We start from the raw sequence: 17,533 nt of genomic DNA, 5'->3' as shown, positions 1-17,533 counted from the left end.
TCATTTTAGGCCAAATAAAAACGTGGGGTTCGATTGAAGGAATCCCGCGTCATCGTGATTATGCCTCGGCACGTTTCAAATCAGCATAACTGGCTTTTTGAGCTGGCTTACCGGCATCTTCGTTAACGAATTTATCCATAAATTCTTCAACCAAGTCTAAAGTCTGGTACTGCTTATCCAAACTAAAGGATTGCCGCCACTGCCGGTTACGCAATACGAGCTCTGTAAAGACGGCGTGTTCGATCCGCGCACCTTCAGGCGTTAATTTCAAAACTTTATTCCGCCGGTCATGGTCCTCAGCTTCTTGGTAGAGGTAGTCCTTACGTAGTAAGCGACCGATCAACCGTGAAATTGCGGAACGCGTCACACCGTGACTTTCGGCGATATCCATCAAACGAATCTTACCCTTAGCTTCCGCAATATCATACAAGATGTAAAATTCATCTAAAGTAATCCCGTGTTCCGTCGCTGGTTCGGCGAACATATCTGATAGATTTTTAAACCCATGTAAATACATGTGGCTGAACCGGTTAAAAAATTCCATATCTTCACTCATAGTTTAGTCTCCCTTTCAATCTAAAAGTCGAATCACTATCTGAATACAGCCTTCATAATTCGCCCCATAGCTTTTTTTATTAGTAAGCGTCTTTTATCATTTCCCCGCTTTAAAGTGTACTAGTATATTTTATGAAATACAAGTAAATTAGGTTGAAAATAATATTAAATTTTTATTTCGGCCCGTAAATCGATGGTTGCGTGCTCGTGTAAGTAGGCAATAAACTGCTGATAATAGTGGTCCGTATTGTATTTCGCCGTACTCAAATAAATTTGATCAATTTTGCGGCGATCTTCACCTAATAATAAGTAAAAAGCCTGATCAATATTTTCCGCAATTAACTCCACACTCGCCCGCAAAATCTTGCGCTTAAAAAAGACCGCCATTCCGCCAGAAACCGCGAAGTTCATGGCATACCGGATGTTTGCAGCTTCCCCCTGAACGCCGATTGCTTCTAACCAATCCAGGCTTACTAAAACGATTTCAGTCGTCAATTCGGGACTCTCAAAAACGTCCCGAATAAAGTGTTCGATTCGCGGGTTTTCATCCAACATTCGCAGCATAAAACTCATCTGAATCATCGTTCGTTGCTCGGGTGATAAAGCCGTTAATTGTTCGTTGCCATAAATAAAAGCACTTAACATTAATTCATTTAGCATTGTACTTAATAAAACAATTTTTTTAGGGAAATAATGTTGGAGCAATGACTTACTAATGTCGCACGCGTCCGCAATATCCTTCATTTGAACGTTATTATATCCTTGCTCGGCAAATAGCCGAAACGCCGTGTTAACAATCTCCATACGACGTTGTGTATTCCTTTTTCTGGGCATTAGTTGTCCACCTCTTTACTTCTGGCCGGCACGTTATCCGACCCATTTTTGCGTTAAAAAAGCGCCCCTTAATAAACTATACTAATATAGTTTTAGGTGCAAGCGGTTCCGCCTTTTTTCCTGACGTTCCCGCAATTCTCCACGTATCACCAGTTTAGCCCAATTTAGTTGGTTGCGTTTAAACAATTTTATTCCGGCGTCATTTTAATCAAATTAAAGCTCAAATTGCTCGGTGATAGCATCTTTGATAAAGCGCTTTCAACACCATGAAACTGTGCTAAAATAAACTTAACAAATATTCAGGGAGGCATGCAATATGAGCACAAAGAATTCATACCAACTAGCCGAAATCGGCCGTCAAAATCCCATCTTCTCACAGATCCGATCGACCGTCGAAACGGCCTTTTATGCTAACAACATGACGCACGTTGCCAACGTCGCGACCGCCTACGAACTGGCCACCCAGGACCCCGGTACCGTGGTCACCGACCTACCAATTTATCGGCCCACCGACCTCGGCTTGCCTAGCGACGCCAAAATGCTGGTCGCCAATACCGGCAAAGTCGTTGGCCGGACCGCCCAAGCCCGGCGAATTTTAGGTAATCCCGGCGTTGATGAGGCCGACATGGCTGGCCGGTTACGCCAGGCAATCTACGCTGGTCACCAGCGCAAATTCATTAAAACTGACGTCTTCGTTGGGTTGGATGAAGACTTCATTGTTCGTGCTCATTTAGCTGTTCCGGAAGGCTTTGCCAACAACTTGCTTTCATATATGTTGAACTTCCAGCCAATTACCGAAGCCTACCAAAAGATGTTTAACCAGTCCACCGCCTACCCTGAAGGCGATATTTACATCTACGCTGACCCAACCTACCACGATCCGGATTATCCGGACGGGCTCGCCCTCTTTGATCCCGAACATAACGTGGCAGCTATTTTAGGGCTCTCCTACTTTGGCGAACTGAAGAAATCCACGTTAACCTTGGCTTGGTCAATCGCCCACCGGCACGGCTACGTTGCTTGTCACGGTGGCTTAAAAGCCTTCCATTTCGACGACCGACAAGATCAGGTCTTTGCAATGTTCGGCCTTTCCGGTTCTGGTAAATCAACGCTCACGCACGCCAAGCACGGCTACAAATATGATATCACAGTCCTGCACGACGACGCCTTCGTCATCAACCGCCACGACGGCAGTTCGGTCGCATTGGAGCCATCCTATTTCGATAAGACGAACGATTACCCGATGACGTCCAACGAACCGAAGTACTTTATGACGGTCCAAAACGTCGGCGTTACGCGTGACGACCAGGGGCGGAAAGTGCTGGTTACCGAGGACTTACGTAACGGGAACGGCCGAACGATTAAATCGCGTTACGCTTCGACCAACCGGGTTGATAAGGAAAACGCCCCGATTAACGCGATCTTTTGGATTATGAAGGATGATAGTTTACCGCCGGTCATCAAAGTTGACGACCCGGTACTGGCTGCCACCTTCGGGGTAACGCTAGCGACGAAGCGCAGTTCCGCCGAAAACTTAGTTGGGAACGTTGATCGCAACGCCCTCGTCATCGAACCATTCGCGAACCCGTTCCGGGTTTACCCGCTCTCTGAAGATTATCACGACTTTAAAGCCCTCTTCGAAGAACGCCACGTCGATTGTTACCTGCTTAATACCGGCTACTTCGGTAAACACAAGGTCCCTAAAGAAACCACCCTGGGATCCCTAGAAGCGATTGTTAATAAGACTGCTGAGTGGGAGTCCTTCGGTGGCTTGGACCACATGCAGAACCTCAAATTAGCCGATTTTCCGGTTGATTATGCTGATCAGGACTACCGGCAACTAGTTGCAAGTCGGATGGATATTCGGGCCCACTTTGTAGATCAATACCAGCACAGTCACAACGACCACTTACCGCACGAAATTCATGATATTTTAGCGAAGTTGCAGCAACAGCTAACGGGGTCAACAAAATGAGAAACCAATCGCTCACGGCCCCGTTTTTACCAAATTAAGGTTATAATAGAAGTATCAGTTGCAGCGCACTGAACTTATACGAATTCTAATAATCGGGGTGAGGAGCATGGAACTACCATTAAGTCAACTATCAGAAAAGATCATTGGATTTGAACGTCAACACCATCTCACGGACAATGATCTGGCCTTTGGCAGTCGGATTTCCGTCGAACGGATCCACAATATTAAATCTGGAGAAGCGACGCCGACCCAGGAAGAATTGCAATTACTCAAAAAATTCATGAATAGTAAGGCTAAATAGCAATTAACGAGGCTGTGACTTCCGTCACAGCCTCGTTTGTCGCTAAACGACAATGACTAATACATGCGTCAAAACAAGTCTCAAATCAATGCCCGCAGTGTTACCGCCAACCGGTGACACCCGCTGCTGGCGGTATAAAACCCCAATCGGGACGAACACGATATCTTTGGACACTAAAACGACCGGTGAAATCTGCATAATTTCACCGGTCGTCGCTATGTTTGTGTACTCATTTATGAAGCTAACGCTTCACTGTAAGTCCCTTCCGTAGAAAGGTTCAGCTTACATGTGGATGGCGAAGCTTGGTGTGAAGTAAGTGGTGCTCTTGATTGAAACAACGTCGCCGTAGTCAGGTGAAGCGATGTATTGGCCACCGCCTAAGTAGATCCCAACGTGGTAAGGTGCTGAATCAGAACCCCAGAATACTAAGTCGCCAGCTTGAGCTTGGCTAAATGAAACGTGGGTGCCAAGGGTTGCTTGAGCGTAAGTCGTCCGACCAATTGAACGGCCAGCCTTAGCAAAAGCAGCTTGCGTGAAGGCAGAGCAGTCCATTTGTTCGTATGGTGTGCCTAAGAACGTCTTAGCAGCGCCAATAACTGAGCCAGTCGTTGCAGTTGAAGTCGTTGTTTGGGCAGCAGCCTTGTAAGTCGTCGCACGTTGCGTGCTAGTTGAAGTTGCACTCGTGTTTGAACTTGATGAAGCGGCACTTGATTGTGCTGAGCTTGATGAAGTTACACCTGTGTTAGAACTAGTTGAAGCCGCGGTCGTGGATGATTGTGAAGTTGATGAGCTCGTTGCAGCACTTGAACTTGCTTGTGAAGCAACGGAACTCGTTGAAGCATTAGAAGCAACACTGCTTGCACTAGCAGTGGAAGTGCTACTTGATTGAGCAGCAACTGAGCTACTTGATGCTGCTTGGCTCGTGCTACTTGCACTAGTAGCTGAGCTGGTTGCGGCACTGGTTGCTTGGCTGCTTGATGAAGTTGCGGCACTAGTTGCTTGCGAGCTGCTTGCACTTGCAGTCGTAGTTGTAGTGGTTGCTTCACCAGTTTCAACGCCAGGAATGTTGATCGTATGACCAGCAATGATTAAACCTGGGTTGCTTAAGTTATTTGCTTCAGCGATCTTGTCAACTGAAACGTGATACTTTTGAGCGTATGCCCAAACCGTATCTCCTGCTTTGATTTTCATTGAATCAGCGTTAGCAACTGATTGGCCGGCAACTAACAAACCAGCTAATGCAGCAGTCCCTAACATTACTTGTTTAAAATTTACTTTCATTATTAATGATCACTCCAGAAAAGAATGTCACGTATGTACTTCAAGCCAACATCTATACTACTCATTTTGTGTTACATACAAATACCAGTAAAATAACATTATGTTACGAAAGTTACAAAAACGTAACAATAATTGAGTTACGTAACATTATTTGAGCAAAACAGCGTCATATCAAGCAGAATTATTACAACCTTTCTGACAAAAACCGTGAACTAATTTGAAAAAAATTTTAAAAAAATTCAAAAAAGTCGGAAATTAGGTCTTTTTTTGCCCAAAATCCGACTTTTTAAACAATTTTTAACATTTAGATGACAAATTTTTCTATTCAGTGTCGTCGCCGTTGATGGGTCCGCGGTAATCCAAGTAGCCACCGTACGTCATTGCCAGTAAAATTTAACTTCATAACGCTCGCCCGTTGGGCCTGCTGGTACATTTGCATTAGCACCGGTGTTCCAATGGTCACAATCCGGTCAGCAATTAACTCATCAAACGCGTACGCCTTAGCCGCCGTTACAAGTTGCTTGACGACGTAGATTTCATCCGCACGATCAAAGACGACGGTGACTGGCAGGTTCAGTTGGGTTTGCCGGTAGCGGTTATAGGCCGTTGTTAACACTTCTTGGGCCTGCTGTTCGAGTGGTGTTGCGATTGTCATAATTGGCGCCTCCCATATTTGCTAGCCACAGTTTAACCGAACTGGCACCTTTTGACCACGCCCGCCACTCATTTGTTATACTAATTAAGCATGAGGAGGGATTTTCGTGACTAATCAAAATGACCGTTATTATCAACCTAGCGATATCAAGGATGCGTTACAAACGATTCAACAATTATTTAATCGCTATACCGACGCCCCCTTAACTCAAGAATTAATCGATTATCATCAAAAATTAGTTAATCAATTACAAACTAATTTATTACCGCTTGCTCGCCAACAACACGAGCAACTCCGCGTGGACCAAATTACAAGTATGATTGCCGTCATGCAGGATTGGTTAAAACTTCGCTTAGCGGGGCGGCCATTCAACGGCCGCATGCGCCACTTTAGGTTTGAAAGCAACCAGCAGCCCAGCTTTAAACGCCGGGTTCACAAGATTCGCGGTAATGCGAATCACCGGGCCAGCCGTCATTAAATTTCCATTTAGGGGCTTGCGCTTCACTCATTTTGCGGTATACTGAAAAGGTATTGGGCCCTTAGCTCAGTTGGGAGAGCGCCTGCTTCGCATGCAGGAGGTCGTCGGTTCAAATCCGGTAGGGTCCATTTTAGTGTGTTTATAGATATGAATAAGTAGCTGTGAGGATTGCTGTCAGTGCTTCTTGTCCCTTTATTAATTTCAAAAATGGCAGGATTTTTTAACAGATGGTAACCTTTTGGGTAACTTTTATAAATATCATAAACGCTTTCAGAAGATTAAATTAGCAGAAGGTTGCCATCCGTGGTGACCTTCTTTTTTTACTTCAATTAACCATTAAGCTTAGTAATTTTCGGCCCGTTGCAACCATCTGATTCACCCGCGACGCAACCGTTTGTACAGTCGCAACTAATAACTACCCGCGCACTTTCCCATTAATTTATCAGTTAATCAATGTAATTGATTGACTAACCGCACCCCCTCCGCTACGCTAAACTTAACGCTATATTAGGAGGGAATTACCATGTCAATTAATCCGAGTCACGCCCAGGACGTTTGGAAAGATGTCGGTGAACACGTTCAGTTTACGGTGCTCGCGCTGAAACGCGAAAATCCCGAAAACGACCGCGCGGTTTTCCAAGAATTTGCCGACCGTTCACAGGCGATCATTCGTTCCATGCGCATCCGCGACGCTAAACCCGAAACCGGCACCCAGCTGAAAGTGTCCATCGGGATTAGTAACGCCGCTTGGGACTACCTCTTCCCGGACGCCCCGAAGCCCCGTGAGTTAGAAACTTACGAAACGCTTTCCGGACCCAAGTACAGTATGCCGGCGACGCCGGGGGACCTCTTCTTCCATATCCGAGCTAGTGATGAAGCCGTCGTTTATGAGACGCAAACCCAATTTCGCCGCGTGCTTGAACCAATTACCACGGTTATCGACGAAACCAAGGGCTTCCGGTACTTTGAAGGTCGCGCCATTATCGGTTTTATCGACGGCACCGAAGCACCAGCGGTGGAAGATGCGGCCGACTACGCCTTAGTTGGCGACGAAGACCCGATTTTTGAAAATGGCTCCTACGCCTTCGCCCAAAAATGGCAGCACGATATGCCGGTTTGGGAACACATGAAGACTGAGGACCAAGAAAAAGCCGTTGGGCGTGAAAAGTTCAGTGACTTTGAACTTGAAGATGAAGATAAGTTTAAGAACGCCCATAACGTCGCTTCGAAGTTTGAGGTTGACGGGGTCGAGCAAAAAATCGTGCGGATGAACGTGCCGTTCTCCAATCCGGCCTCCGGTAACACTGGAACCTACTTTATTGGTTATTCCCGTTACTGGTCCGTGACTAAGGGCATGTTGACTAACATGGTGGAAAAGGGCGATTTCCTACTCACCTTCTCGACCATCTTGTCGGGCCAAGTTTTCTTTATTCCGTCACGGGATCTATTGGCTAAGATTGCCGAGGATGAATTTCATTAGAAGGTAACCAGGAGAGTGTGAAGCCCAACGGGTTGACCTTGAGCATTGCCTAGCTAAGGGCATGATGCCGGGGTTGGGTATTGTGACCTTAGCATAGCAAGCGCAGAGGTCAGTTGGGCTGAGCACGTTTAGAGTGTGAAGCCCAGCGGGTTGGTCTGAACACGCTTAGACGATTTCCATTCAAAAACATTAACAAGCCGATGACCTTTGTCACCGCCTCATTCCGCCGCTCCGTTTGCAGACCGTCCGTCTGCGAACGGAGCGGCTTTTTCAACCGAATAAACCGTTTTCTGCTAAACTATGGGTAAGACACGTAAAGGTGGGTATCAGGATGGCAAATCAGTATTTACATAACGTTCGGGGCTTGTTTGACACCATCGCCCCTAACTATGACCGTATGAATAACATCATTAGCTTGGGCACGCACCGCCACTGGCGCACTCAAACAATGCGGCAAATCCAGCTCGCGCCAACCGCACACGCACTCGACCTGTGCTGTGGGACCGGTGACTGGACGATTGCAATTGCACAGCGGCTTCAAGTTCCTGGTGAAGTGATTGGACTCGACTTTTCACTGCCAATGCTGACCTACGCCGAACAAAAGGTGCGCGCAGCCCACGTTCAGGACCAGGTGTGGCTTCGCCACGGCAACGCGATGCGGCTTCCCTTTAAGCCGAACACCTTCGACCTCGTGACGATTGGCTTCGGGCTCCGCAATTTACCCGATAAGCAGCGGGCACTCGCCGAAATTTACCGGGTTTTAAAGCCCGGTGGCCAACTAGTCTGTTTGGAGACGTCGCAACCCGATCAGGCCCTGATCAAACCCGTTTGGCAGTGGTACTTCACCAAGGTCGTCCCTTGGTTTGGCCGCCTGTTCGCCCATCAATACCAAGAATATTCATACTTACAAGAAACCACCCGCCACTTTGCGAGTTACCAGCAATTAGCTGACATGTTCAAAACGGCGGGCTTTCAAGCCGTCCACTATCAGCGGTTTAACTTTGGCGCGGCGGCGGCCCACTTTGGCACCAAACCAACGGGAGGCGTCTCATGACAACTTTAACCACTTTTAACCAGGCGCTCCGCTGGCTAACCGCGGCCACCGACTTCCCCGCCCACCTGGACGGTTTGGTTCTTTGCGGCAATAGTTTGCCAAGTACTGCGGTGTTAGCTAGCCACATTGCCCAGGATTATCAGCTTCCAAGTATTGTGATTGCTGGTGGGGTCGGCCACGCGACCAAGTACCTGCGCCAAAACTTAGGCGTTCACAATCAGTTGAGTGAAGCTGAACTATTTGCCACCGTTGTTCGTCAAGCCGGTTACACCGGCAACTGTCTGCTGGACACGACTTCAACGAATACCGGTAGTAACGCTCAGAACGCCCGTGCGCTGGCACCCCAATCTTGGCGGCACGTTTTGTTAGTTCAGGATCCCGTGCTGGCTCGCCGCGCGACCCTCACCTTTCAACAAGTTTGGGGGCCCGCGGTTCATTTCGACCGGTTTGCCCCGGTAACCTTAGCCCTAACCCAACTTGAACCACTCCGATTGAAAAATAACACCCAACCGCCCGCCAATTGGCCCACCGCCTACTTCACCGAACTCGTGCTCGGCGAATTTCAGCGCTTGCACGATACCCCGACCGGTTATGGCCCGAACGGCGCTGGGTTCATTCCGCACGTATCGATTCCAGCAACCGCCCTAAGCGCGGCCCAGCAGCTGGCGAGAACCACTCTACAACGTAAACGCTAAATCATTAAAAAAGGCGATGACCACCGTCACCGCCTTTTTTGCGTTTCCAAGTAATAATCTTTGCGTCCTAATAAATTGTCGGCACCATGCCGCCATCCGCACGAATGGCTGCCCCTGAAAAGCTGCTAGCAAGTGGACTCGCCACAAAGACAGTTAAACGGCCAATCTCTTCGGGCCGAATCAAGCGCTGAATTTGTGAAAGCGGTCGGTGATGCACCATAAAATCGTGTTCCCATTCCGTTTGTGGGAGGTCCGAATCAGCGTACATCTTCGCAAGCATTTGCTGGACACCTTCCGTTAGGGTCGAACCGGGCATCACGGTATTCACGGTCACGTGGGTTCCCACGGTTAACTTAGATAAACTTTTTGCTAATGATAAGTTCATCGTTTTAGTCATCGAATACTGCGGCATTTCGCCCGAAGGCATGACGGCCTCCTCACTCGCGATAAAAATGATTCGGCCAAAGTCTTGCGCTAACATTGCCGGTAAGTAGTGCTTGGCAAGCCGGTTACCGGCTAAAACGTTGATATCAAAGAACCGTTTCCAAGTCGCGTCGTCAATGTCCGCGTAGGCCATTGGTTGAAAAATTCCCATATTATTAACCAGAACGTCAACGGTTGGCACGCTTTCAAACAGGGCGTGTGCTTGCTCAGGATTGCTAATATCAAACGGTGCGGCTATCGGTGTGGTTTCCGGATAATCCTGTGCCAGTTGGTCAACGACGGCTTGCACCGTCTCGGCATTGCGCCCGTTGACGACCACGTCGGCGCCTTCCTGAGCAAATGCCGTTGCAATGGCGCGCCCAATTCCTTTGGTCGATCCCGTAACTAAAACCCGGCGATGGGCTAATTGCATTTCCATAACATGTCCTCCACTTACGATTGATACCGCTAGTCTAACTTAAAACTCGTGATTTCCCAATTAATCAGTCTCTTTTAAATACCTGGGGCATCAGCATGGTTAAAGCTCGCGCCAACCGCGCCCCGGCAACTTGCGAGCCGGCTAAGTTGGGGTGGACGTGGTCAGTGAGGGCTGGTTGCCAATCGACGGTTTCGATTAACGTAACGGCCGTGAAATGGCTAACTACCTGGCGAATCACCCGGTCAAACCGCTGGTTAAACGGAATCATGACCGCTAAGCGACTATTCGGATAGGCCAGTTGAACCTGATTGATAAAGGCTGTTAGTTGCTGGGCAAATTCAGGCCCCCTAATGCGGCCGTCGTTCGTTCCCACGTTAATCACGACCACGTCAGTTGGGGCTGGCTGCCACGGCGTTTGCGCATCCAGGGCTGTTAAAACGTATGGTAAGGGTGGCACGCCACCCGTCCCCGGTTTACTGAGTCCGGCCGCACTGTAAGCGATTCGAACGTCGCGGGCGTTAAGTAAATCGCAGGCCACGGCGGCGTAGTTTTGTTCCGCCCGGTAGTCTTCCCCCGGTTGCCGACCCGCGACCCAGCAGCCGGCCGTAATGGAATCGCCAATCAACGTCATACTCCGGCGGCCCGGCAGTACCGGGGTCAGTTGCCCATCCGTCGTTAAGCTTTTAACCGCAAATCCGGCCGTTCCTTGCCAAACCAAATCTTCATCCGTATTACCGCTTAAAACTAAGCGTAAAACGTGGGGCCGACCATCCAGGGTCACCGTAATTGGTGCGGCCGTCACGGCGTAGCGTTGGTACGGCAACCCGTCAATTTGTAACGCCACCCAACTCGGTAAGTCGGCCGCTAAATCTAATAAACTCAGTCGAACAAACTGCGCGTTCGTCACTTGCGTCCACATTTCCGCACCTAGATTGGTACTATACATCACCCGCGTACCGTCAATTATTTTCACGGCCCAGCGGCCTAAAAAGTAGGCCGGCATCAACGGATTGTTGGCGGTTGTCGTTTGATACTGCACGGTTTCAAGCTCCTTTCTCGTAAAAAAAAAGCCCCTTTTTACAAAACTTGACCCCTATCAAGTTCGAGCACGCTCACCGTCGCTATACTAGAGTCATCAAATCAACAAAGGAGCGCCTAGTCATGAAATTCCAATTATTTTTAACCAAGCATACCAATCACATTACACTCGTTACTGGGATTTTGATCGTACTCGGTGAACTAAGCAAGTTTTTGCTTAACTTCACCCTGGGCTATCAAGTAACCCTCGCCATTGCATCCATTATCGCGGCCGTTCCAATCGCCGTTCGGGCCTGGAGCGCGTTACGCAATAAGGTCTTCAGTATTGAACTACTCGTCAGCATCGCGGTTATCGGGGCCTTCATCATCGGGGAGTTTAACGAATCTGCCATTGTTACGTTCCTCTTCCTCTTTGGGTCCTACCTCGAAAGCAAAACGCTCCAAAAAACACGGACGGCCATCAAAGGCTTAACGGACATGTCCCCAACGACGGCGACCGTCGTTAACGCGGATGGCACGACCGAAGACATGGACGTCGATGACGTTGACGAGGGCGATATCGTTCTCGTCAAGACCGGGGGCCAAGTTCCCGTTGACGGCGAAGTCGTTGAAGGTAGTGGCTATTTAAACGAATCTTCCATTACCGGTGAATCCCGCCAAGTCAATAAGCAACTAAAAGATAGCGTTTATTCCGGGACAATGGTCGAAAACGGCTACTTAAAGATCAAAGCGACCCAAGTTGGGGACGATACGACCTTTGCAAAGATCATCGAACTCGTCGAAGAAGCCCAAGATACGAAGTCGAAGGCCGAAAAATTCATCGACCGGTTTGCTCAATATTATACGCCGGCCGTCATCGTTTTAGCAGCATTAGTGTTCGCGTTTTCGCGTGATTTTCGCTTAGCGATTACCGTTCTGGTTCTTGGTTGCCCCGGTGCCCTGGTTATCGGCGCGCCCGTTTCAAACGTTGCCGGAATTGGGAATGGTGCCAAGCGGGGAATCTTGATCAAAGGTGGCGAAGTCGTCGATACGTTCGCCAAAGTTGACACCCTCGTCTTCGATAAGACTGGGACCTTAACGCAAGGTAAAACTACCGTTGCTGGTTTACGCTCATACACCGATCATTTAAATGATCAATTAGCCCTAGCCGCAACCATTGAAGGCGTCTCGGACCATCCACTTGGTCAAGCCATTATTACGTATGCCCAACAACATCCAAGTGACCAACCAACCGCAACCTTAACGGACACCGAAACGGTCAAGGGCCAAGGAATCTGCGCTAAAGTTGCCGACCACACCGTCATCATTGGGAATCAAAAGATGATGGACCAGCACCAAGTTAGCTTAACGGCCGCCCAAGCCAAGGATTTAAAGGAACTCCAGGCTGCGGGTCAGTCAACCGTCATCATGGCCGTTGATGGTCAAGTGCAATTGACCTTCGGGATTGCCGACCAAATCCGTCCAGGCGTCAAGGAATCCTTAGCCGCCTTAAAGCAACAAGGAATCAAGAAGCTCGTGATGTTAACCGGTGATAACCAGCTCACCGCCGAAGCCGTTGCTCGGAAACTGAACCTCGACGAAGTTCACGCCAACCTCCTGCCTGAAGAAAAGGTGGAATACGTCAAGCAACTCAAAGCGGATGGTAACACGGTTGCCTTCATTGGTGATGGCATCAACGACAGTCCGTCGATTGCCAACGCGGACATCGGGATTGCCATGGGAAGTGGGACCGACGTTGCGATTGACACTTCCGACATCGTCTTAATGCAATCAAGTTTCCCAGCCCTCGTGCACGCGCACGGTTTAGCTAAGCACACCGTTGCCAACACCCGGCAAAACATCTTTATCGCGATTGCGACCGTTGTCTTCTTATTAATCGGCTTAATCTTCGGTTACATTTACATGGCTAGTGGGATGTTCGTTCACGAAGCCAGCATCCTCGTCGTAATCTTCAACGCAATGCGTTTAATCAAGTTCCGGACTAAGTTTGACAAGCAACAAGCTCAAGTAACCCAACCACAAACCAATCCGGCCTAACAGTTTCAATCAAAACGTCCTTTCAACTTGAAGGGGCGTTTTTGATTATCAAAGTGACTAAAACGAGAGTGGGCCAAAAGTCAGCTGGTGAGCGGAGCCAGCTGACTTTTAGTGCACGTTTCGGCTATTAATATAAGGCAACCAAAAGATCACACTGGAACGTTTCAATTGTATTTGTATACCCATAGGGGTATATTAGAAGCAATCAATCACGTGGTCCCTGTGGCCAACACTTACTGGAGGTATTTTTTCATGATTAAAGAAATTCACGATCAAGATTTCGCCAAGGAAACCGATACTGGCATCGCCGTTGTCGACTTTCGGGCCGACTGGTGCCCGCCTTGCCGGATGATGGACCCAATCCTCAAATCCTTGTCCGAGGATCCGCAGTACAAGGGGCAAGTCAACTTCGTTTCCTTAAACGTTGATAACGACAAACAGGTTGCAACCCAGTTTCAAGTGCAGGGCATTCCGACTTTTCTGATTAAAAAGGATGGCCAAGTCGTTAACCGCATGGTTGGTGCGCGTCCAAAGCCCGCGTTTGAAGCGGAACTTCAAAAAGCATTGAATTAGGAGGGCGGTCACCATGGCAACGACCGGTTCCAATTACGTTACTAGTAAACAAATTCAAACCCGGCTCAAGCGCTCCGCTGGCCAGTTAGACGGCGTTTTACGGATGATGGATGACGGGCGCCCTTGCGAGGACGTGCTCGTTCAGCTCTCCGCCGTCAAGTCAAGCATCGATAAAGCCATGAAGCTCGTTATCGCTCGAAATATCAACGACTGCACGGACGGACTTGCCGCCGACAGCGAACGCCAGCTTGAGCACGCGCTGGACTTGTTACTGAAAACTAAGTAAATTCAAAAGCAAGCGACTATGATGTTGATCACAGTCGCTTGCTTTTTTCGAATGCGGTGACGCCACGACGCCGTCAGAACAATGGCTTACGTACGTATTTATAGCGAGCGTGTAACTTAAATTTAAATAATTAAAACAACGCGTTGTGATATGTACCGCAATTAAACTTATAATCCAAAGAATATTTTATAAATAAAAATACCAATAGTCCCACCAACGATTGGGGCAACAACTGGCACCCAACTATATTCCCAGTGCGAACTCCCCTTGTTCGGTACCGGGAATAATGCGTGCACAAGCCGCGGACCTAAGTCTCTGGCTGGATTCAACGCCGGGCCAGTTGGTCCCCCAAGCGAAATAACCATCGCCGCAATCAACAGCCCGACCCCGATGTTAGCAATATCGACGTTTTGATGGAAGAACATTCCCCGGTAAAGTCCCATCGCACCGAAGAGTAACACCCCGGTCCCAACGGCTTCGGTAACGAACCCGTTGAGCTGACTTTGAGCAACGTCCTTCGTGGCAAACGTCCCCAGTACCGCACCGGCATCCTTCGTCGCTTTGTAGTGCGGCCAGTAAACGGCAAGAATTAAAATTTGACCAACAATTGCTCCCGCAAATTGCCAAACTAAGTACGGGGTAACGTGTGACCACGGGAAAATTCCTGCAAACGCCTGCGCCAAGGTAACCGCCGGATTCAAGTGGTTCCCAGAAATCGAACCAAACATCATGGCGGGGAGCATTACCCCCAGCCCGTATCCGGCTGCCACGAGGAGCCAGCCCCCGTTAGCTAATCCCGGATCATCGTTCCCGGTCGTGTCCTTTAGGAACGCATTTGCGACAGCCCCGTTACCGAGGACGACTAAAATTAGAGTCCCAAAAAATTCCGCTGCGTAGCGTGCCTCCCATGAACCTGTCATCGTGATATCCTCCTTCATGTATACCAATGATCTCTGACAATTTGAACTATATCAGAAACTGCGTTTTATGTAAACGCTTTCTTTATCGTGATAGCGGTTTTCAGTTGCTTTTTTCATGCTTTTTTTACCCGGGTTAATTAAGCTTGCACCCAAACTAAAAAAAGCAGTCCTTCACAAACCCTGATAAACACTGAATGGCAACCGGTTTCGTTGATTGGTCTAGACTTAGCACCTTTTTAAATATTTTATTTCGTTAAAAAAAATTAGAAAATATTTTCATTTGCTCATCAATGAGCAAATGGTTGAAGAAAAAGGCTGTCATAAAAATCACAGCCACCATTTATCTGCATGAAAATTCTCACAACGGACTTTAGGTCACCCCATCGTTTTTCTGCAAGCTCAACATGTTCAGCCCAATGGATTCCTGCGCCTACTACAATCTTAGTCCTTCCAATTCCCCTTTTTCCAATCATCATGATTCCAGTCGTCCTTTTTCCACTCATCTCCTTCAGTATCCGCTCCTGAACTTGGTGCTTGCGGATCATCTGCATCTGGTCGGCGCCGCGCCCGCTTCAAAAGGACGGCCGTCGACACCACCGTCACAAACCCCGTCGCAATAATAAAAACCAGCGTCCACATCAAAATTTCACTAATCGCCATCAAATTCAGCCTCGCTTCCTAAGAACTTTTACTAGTAGCAGTATAGCCCATTGCCCCCAACCAGCACAAAAAAAGCCATGTCCAGGACGCGTGCCCACACAGCACGTCACTAGTCACAGCTTCTTTTCGGGATTAGGTTTTATTCACGCATGATTGGTCAAATCACACTTTTAGTCAAATCGTACTTTAATCGTCGTCCTCATCATCGTCTTCTTCGTCAAGGCCGGTCCGAGCATCGTTGCCCAGGTAAGCTTGAAGTTCACGGATGTTGCGGTTATTACTACCACGGTAGTCAGTTAACCAGGCTGCTAAGGCTGGCCGGTCTTCCTTTTCCGCTAACTTAATCGCGCGGTCCACGAATAAGTTTTCCGTATCGAAATCCTTAATTGTGCCTGCTACTAAGTCGCTTGCGTTTTGGTACTTGAACGCACCGTTTTCTTCCAACATGGAATACTTGATCAATTCTTCCGTCGTTGAAGATGGCTTTTGGTTTTCATCCAACAATAAGTCCCCTAATTCCGCGAACTGTTGAACGTTTTGGTCCAATAGCCGTTGGTATTCAGCCCGTAAGCTAAATGATTCAGGGCCCTTAACGTACCACTTAACTTGGCTCAGCTTAACGTAAGCGACCATTAAGTTTGATAAAATGTGGTTCGTCATGGCACCGGCCGTTGGGGCGTGGTGGTCAATGTCGCTTTGCTTTAATTCTGCGGCGTATAATTCATCAATCGTTGCTTCACTCATAATAATTGGACCCTCCTATTATTTAACCTTAACTTTTTCGACTTCGTAACCAAGCCCAGTCACAACGTCCTTTAATTCATCGGCGTTGGTGACTTCGGGGTCAAAGTTAGCCTTAACCTTGCTGGCATTGAATAAGACTTTAACGTCTTCAACACCGTCGTGGTTGGCAACCGCTTTTTCAATCTTAGTCATGCATGACGGGCAAGTTAACGTTCCTAATTGCATAATAGTTTTCATAAATGATTACCTCCATCAATTCATTTGATGTCTATATCATAATCAGAAATTGGCATTCAGAACTTGACGGCCGTCAAGAAACTCAAAAAAGTTTGCTTTTTTGAATGAAAATTGGGCCCTCAATCTTTCAAACGCAATTAACGGCTTAAATCTGCTATAGTAGTGATGAAATTAATCAAGGAGGTTCTCTGTTATGGCAACTCACACCCACGAATGCGTCCAGCTTGTCCCAATTTTTCAAGAACTCGCTGAAGAACAACAGGATACGATTGAATCAATCGTCCGTCACCACCACTTTGAAGCTGGTGAAACGCTTTTCAGCGCCGACGATCCACTTGATACGTTAATGATTGTCGCCAATGGGCAGGTTAAAGTTTATCAGTTGGCCGCGAACGGCCGTGAACAACTCCTCTACCTATTACAAACGGGAGATATTGACGGTGAAGCGGCACTGTTTGAAAATCAGCGGCGGACGTCCTTTGGTGAAGCCCTAGTTCCAACCGACGTGTGCGGCATTCGCCGCAAAGACTTTCAGGCGCTAATGCAAAAGTTTCCCAGCATCAGTATTAATGTGCTGAACGTCTTCGGTAAACGGCTCACCCAACTGGAGCGCCAAACCACGAGTACCGCAACCGAGTCCGTGGAAGCCCGCCTAGCCAGTTATCTGACCGAAACCGCCGCGTCACTGCACACTGATACGTTTAAACTGCCCCTCAAGAAGAAGGATTTAGCTACGTTTTTAGGGACGACCCCCGAAACGATCAGTCGGAAATTGACCCGTTTTGCGCAACAGGGCCTGATTACGCAGAAGCCCGGTAAGGTCATTCAAATTAACGATGCCGATCAATTGTTATTAGCCGAATAGGCA

The 17,533-nt window shown here is 48.2% G+C and carries 21 protein-coding genes and 1 tRNA gene; 11 read left to right on the top strand and 11 right to left on the bottom strand.

Annotation, left to right across the window (positions count from 1 at the left end; all coding sequences use genetic code 11):
- Positions 1-58: 58 nt before the first annotated feature.
- Positions 59-556 (bottom strand): MarR family winged helix-turn-helix transcriptional regulator, encoded by a 498-nt coding sequence (locus tag FFM79_RS08675; RefSeq protein ID WP_137643082.1) that lies wholly within the window; start codon positions 554-556, stop codon positions 59-61.
- A gap of 164 nt (positions 557-720) precedes the next feature.
- Positions 721-1,389, bottom strand: a complete 669-nt coding sequence (locus FFM79_RS08670) for a TetR/AcrR family transcriptional regulator (protein ID WP_137643081.1) — start codon at positions 1,387-1,389, stop codon at positions 721-723.
- A 316-nt stretch (positions 1,390-1,705) separates the two neighbouring features.
- Between FFM79_RS08670 and FFM79_RS08665 the strand changes: the two genes are divergently transcribed.
- Positions 1,706-3,364 carry a phosphoenolpyruvate carboxykinase (ATP) gene (locus FFM79_RS08665; RefSeq protein WP_137643080.1) on the top strand — a complete coding sequence of 553 codons (1,659 nt, stop codon included), beginning with the start codon at positions 1,706-1,708 and terminating at the stop codon, positions 3,362-3,364.
- 106 nt (positions 3,365-3,470) lie between these two features.
- A complete protein-coding gene (locus FFM79_RS08660) occupies positions 3,471-3,665 on the top strand; it encodes an LBP_cg2779 family protein (RefSeq protein ID WP_137643079.1) in 195 nt (64 codons plus the stop codon).
- 42 nt (positions 3,666-3,707) lie between these two features.
- Here the strand turns inward: FFM79_RS08660 and FFM79_RS12645 are convergent, their stop codons facing one another.
- The 3 genes from FFM79_RS12645 to FFM79_RS08650 form a co-directional block, all read right to left on the bottom strand.
- Complete coding sequence (locus FFM79_RS12645; protein ID WP_170177426.1) at positions 3,708-3,863, bottom strand: hypothetical protein; 156 nt, start codon at positions 3,861-3,863, stop codon at positions 3,708-3,710.
- Positions 3,864-3,947: 84 nt separating this feature from the next.
- Complete coding sequence (locus FFM79_RS08655) at positions 3,948-4,946, bottom strand: C40 family peptidase (protein ID WP_137643078.1); 999 nt, start codon at positions 4,944-4,946, stop codon at positions 3,948-3,950.
- Between the two features lie 325 nt (positions 4,947-5,271).
- On the bottom strand, positions 5,272-5,601 hold the full coding sequence (locus FFM79_RS08650) for a hypothetical protein (protein WP_137643077.1): 330 nt from the start codon (positions 5,599-5,601) through the stop codon (positions 5,272-5,274).
- Between the two features lie 106 nt (positions 5,602-5,707).
- Between FFM79_RS08650 and FFM79_RS08645 the strand changes: the two genes are divergently transcribed.
- The 5 genes from FFM79_RS08645 to FFM79_RS08625 all read left to right on the top strand — a co-directional run bounded on the left by FFM79_RS08645 (position 5,708) and on the right by FFM79_RS08625 (position 9,308).
- Positions 5,708-6,079 (top strand): hypothetical protein, encoded by a 372-nt coding sequence (locus FFM79_RS08645; RefSeq protein ID WP_137643076.1) that lies wholly within the window; start codon positions 5,708-5,710, stop codon positions 6,077-6,079.
- Between the two features lie 55 nt (positions 6,080-6,134).
- Positions 6,135-6,207, top strand: a tRNA-Ala gene (locus tag FFM79_RS08640).
- Positions 6,208-6,602: 395 nt separating this feature from the next.
- On the top strand, positions 6,603-7,559 hold the full coding sequence (locus tag FFM79_RS08635) for a Dyp-type peroxidase (RefSeq protein WP_137643075.1): 957 nt from the start codon (positions 6,603-6,605) through the stop codon (positions 7,557-7,559).
- Between the two features lie 331 nt (positions 7,560-7,890).
- A complete protein-coding gene (locus FFM79_RS08630) occupies positions 7,891-8,613 on the top strand; it encodes a demethylmenaquinone methyltransferase (RefSeq protein ID WP_137643074.1) in 723 nt (240 codons plus the stop codon).
- Complete coding sequence (locus FFM79_RS08625) at positions 8,610-9,308, top strand: YdcF family protein (RefSeq protein ID WP_137643073.1); 699 nt, start codon at positions 8,610-8,612, stop codon at positions 9,306-9,308. Before FFM79_RS08630 ends, FFM79_RS08625 begins: the two co-directional genes overlap by 4 nt.
- A 67-nt stretch (positions 9,309-9,375) precedes the next feature.
- On the opposite strand, the gene FFM79_RS08620 is transcribed toward FFM79_RS08625, so the two are convergent.
- Positions 9,376-10,170 carry an SDR family NAD(P)-dependent oxidoreductase gene (locus FFM79_RS08620; RefSeq protein WP_137643072.1) on the bottom strand — a complete coding sequence of 265 codons (795 nt, stop codon included), beginning with the start codon at positions 10,168-10,170 and terminating at the stop codon, positions 9,376-9,378.
- A 64-nt stretch (positions 10,171-10,234) separates the two neighbouring features.
- Positions 10,235-11,209 (bottom strand): SGNH/GDSL hydrolase family protein, encoded by a 975-nt coding sequence (locus FFM79_RS08615; protein ID WP_137643071.1) that lies wholly within the window; start codon positions 11,207-11,209, stop codon positions 10,235-10,237.
- Positions 11,210-11,331: 122 nt separating this feature from the next.
- On the opposite strand from FFM79_RS08615, the gene FFM79_RS08610 reads away from it, so the two are divergent.
- The 3 genes from FFM79_RS08610 to FFM79_RS08600 all read left to right on the top strand — a co-directional run bounded on the left by FFM79_RS08610 (position 11,332) and on the right by FFM79_RS08600 (position 14,104).
- Entirely contained in the window at positions 11,332-13,245 is a 1,914-nt protein-coding gene (locus FFM79_RS08610) for a heavy metal translocating P-type ATPase (protein WP_137643070.1), read from the top strand.
- Positions 13,246-13,497: 252 nt separating this feature from the next.
- Positions 13,498-13,818 carry a thioredoxin family protein gene (locus FFM79_RS08605; RefSeq protein WP_137643069.1) on the top strand — a complete coding sequence of 107 codons (321 nt, stop codon included), beginning with the start codon at positions 13,498-13,500 and terminating at the stop codon, positions 13,816-13,818.
- 13 nt (positions 13,819-13,831) lie between these two features.
- Positions 13,832-14,104, top strand: a complete 273-nt coding sequence (locus FFM79_RS08600) for a metal-sensitive transcriptional regulator (protein ID WP_137643068.1) — start codon at positions 13,832-13,834, stop codon at positions 14,102-14,104.
- Positions 14,105-14,271: 167 nt separating this feature from the next.
- On the opposite strand, the gene FFM79_RS08595 is transcribed toward FFM79_RS08600, so the two are convergent.
- The 4 genes from FFM79_RS08595 to FFM79_RS08580 form a co-directional block, all read right to left on the bottom strand.
- On the bottom strand, positions 14,272-15,024 hold the full coding sequence (locus FFM79_RS08595; protein WP_137643067.1) for an MIP/aquaporin family protein: 753 nt from the start codon (positions 15,022-15,024) through the stop codon (positions 14,272-14,274).
- A gap of 441 nt (positions 15,025-15,465) precedes the next feature.
- Entirely contained in the window at positions 15,466-15,684 is a 219-nt protein-coding gene (locus FFM79_RS08590) for a hypothetical protein (RefSeq protein ID WP_137643066.1), read from the bottom strand.
- Between the two features lie 186 nt (positions 15,685-15,870).
- The gene (locus FFM79_RS08585) at positions 15,871-16,428 is read right to left on the bottom strand and encodes a Dps family protein (protein ID WP_137643065.1); all 558 of its coding nucleotides are present in this window, start codon (positions 16,426-16,428) and stop codon (positions 15,871-15,873) included.
- Between the two features lie 18 nt (positions 16,429-16,446).
- Entirely contained in the window at positions 16,447-16,665 is a 219-nt protein-coding gene (locus FFM79_RS08580) for a heavy-metal-associated domain-containing protein (RefSeq protein ID WP_137643064.1), read from the bottom strand.
- Between the two features lie 193 nt (positions 16,666-16,858).
- Here FFM79_RS08580 and FFM79_RS08575 point away from each other — a divergent pair, with 193 nt between their 5' ends.
- Positions 16,859-17,530, top strand: coding sequence for a Crp/Fnr family transcriptional regulator (locus tag FFM79_RS08575; protein ID WP_137643063.1), 672 nt, complete (start codon positions 16,859-16,861; stop codon positions 17,528-17,530).
- Positions 17,531-17,533: the final 3 nt, after the last annotated feature.

This window comes from Lactiplantibacillus modestisalitolerans (assembly GCF_005405425.1).
Taxonomy (GTDB): domain Bacteria; phylum Bacillota; class Bacilli; order Lactobacillales; family Lactobacillaceae; genus Lactiplantibacillus; species Lactiplantibacillus modestisalitolerans.
Note: the sequence above shows the minus strand (reverse complement) of the source record. Positions and strands in the feature narration are given on the sequence as shown.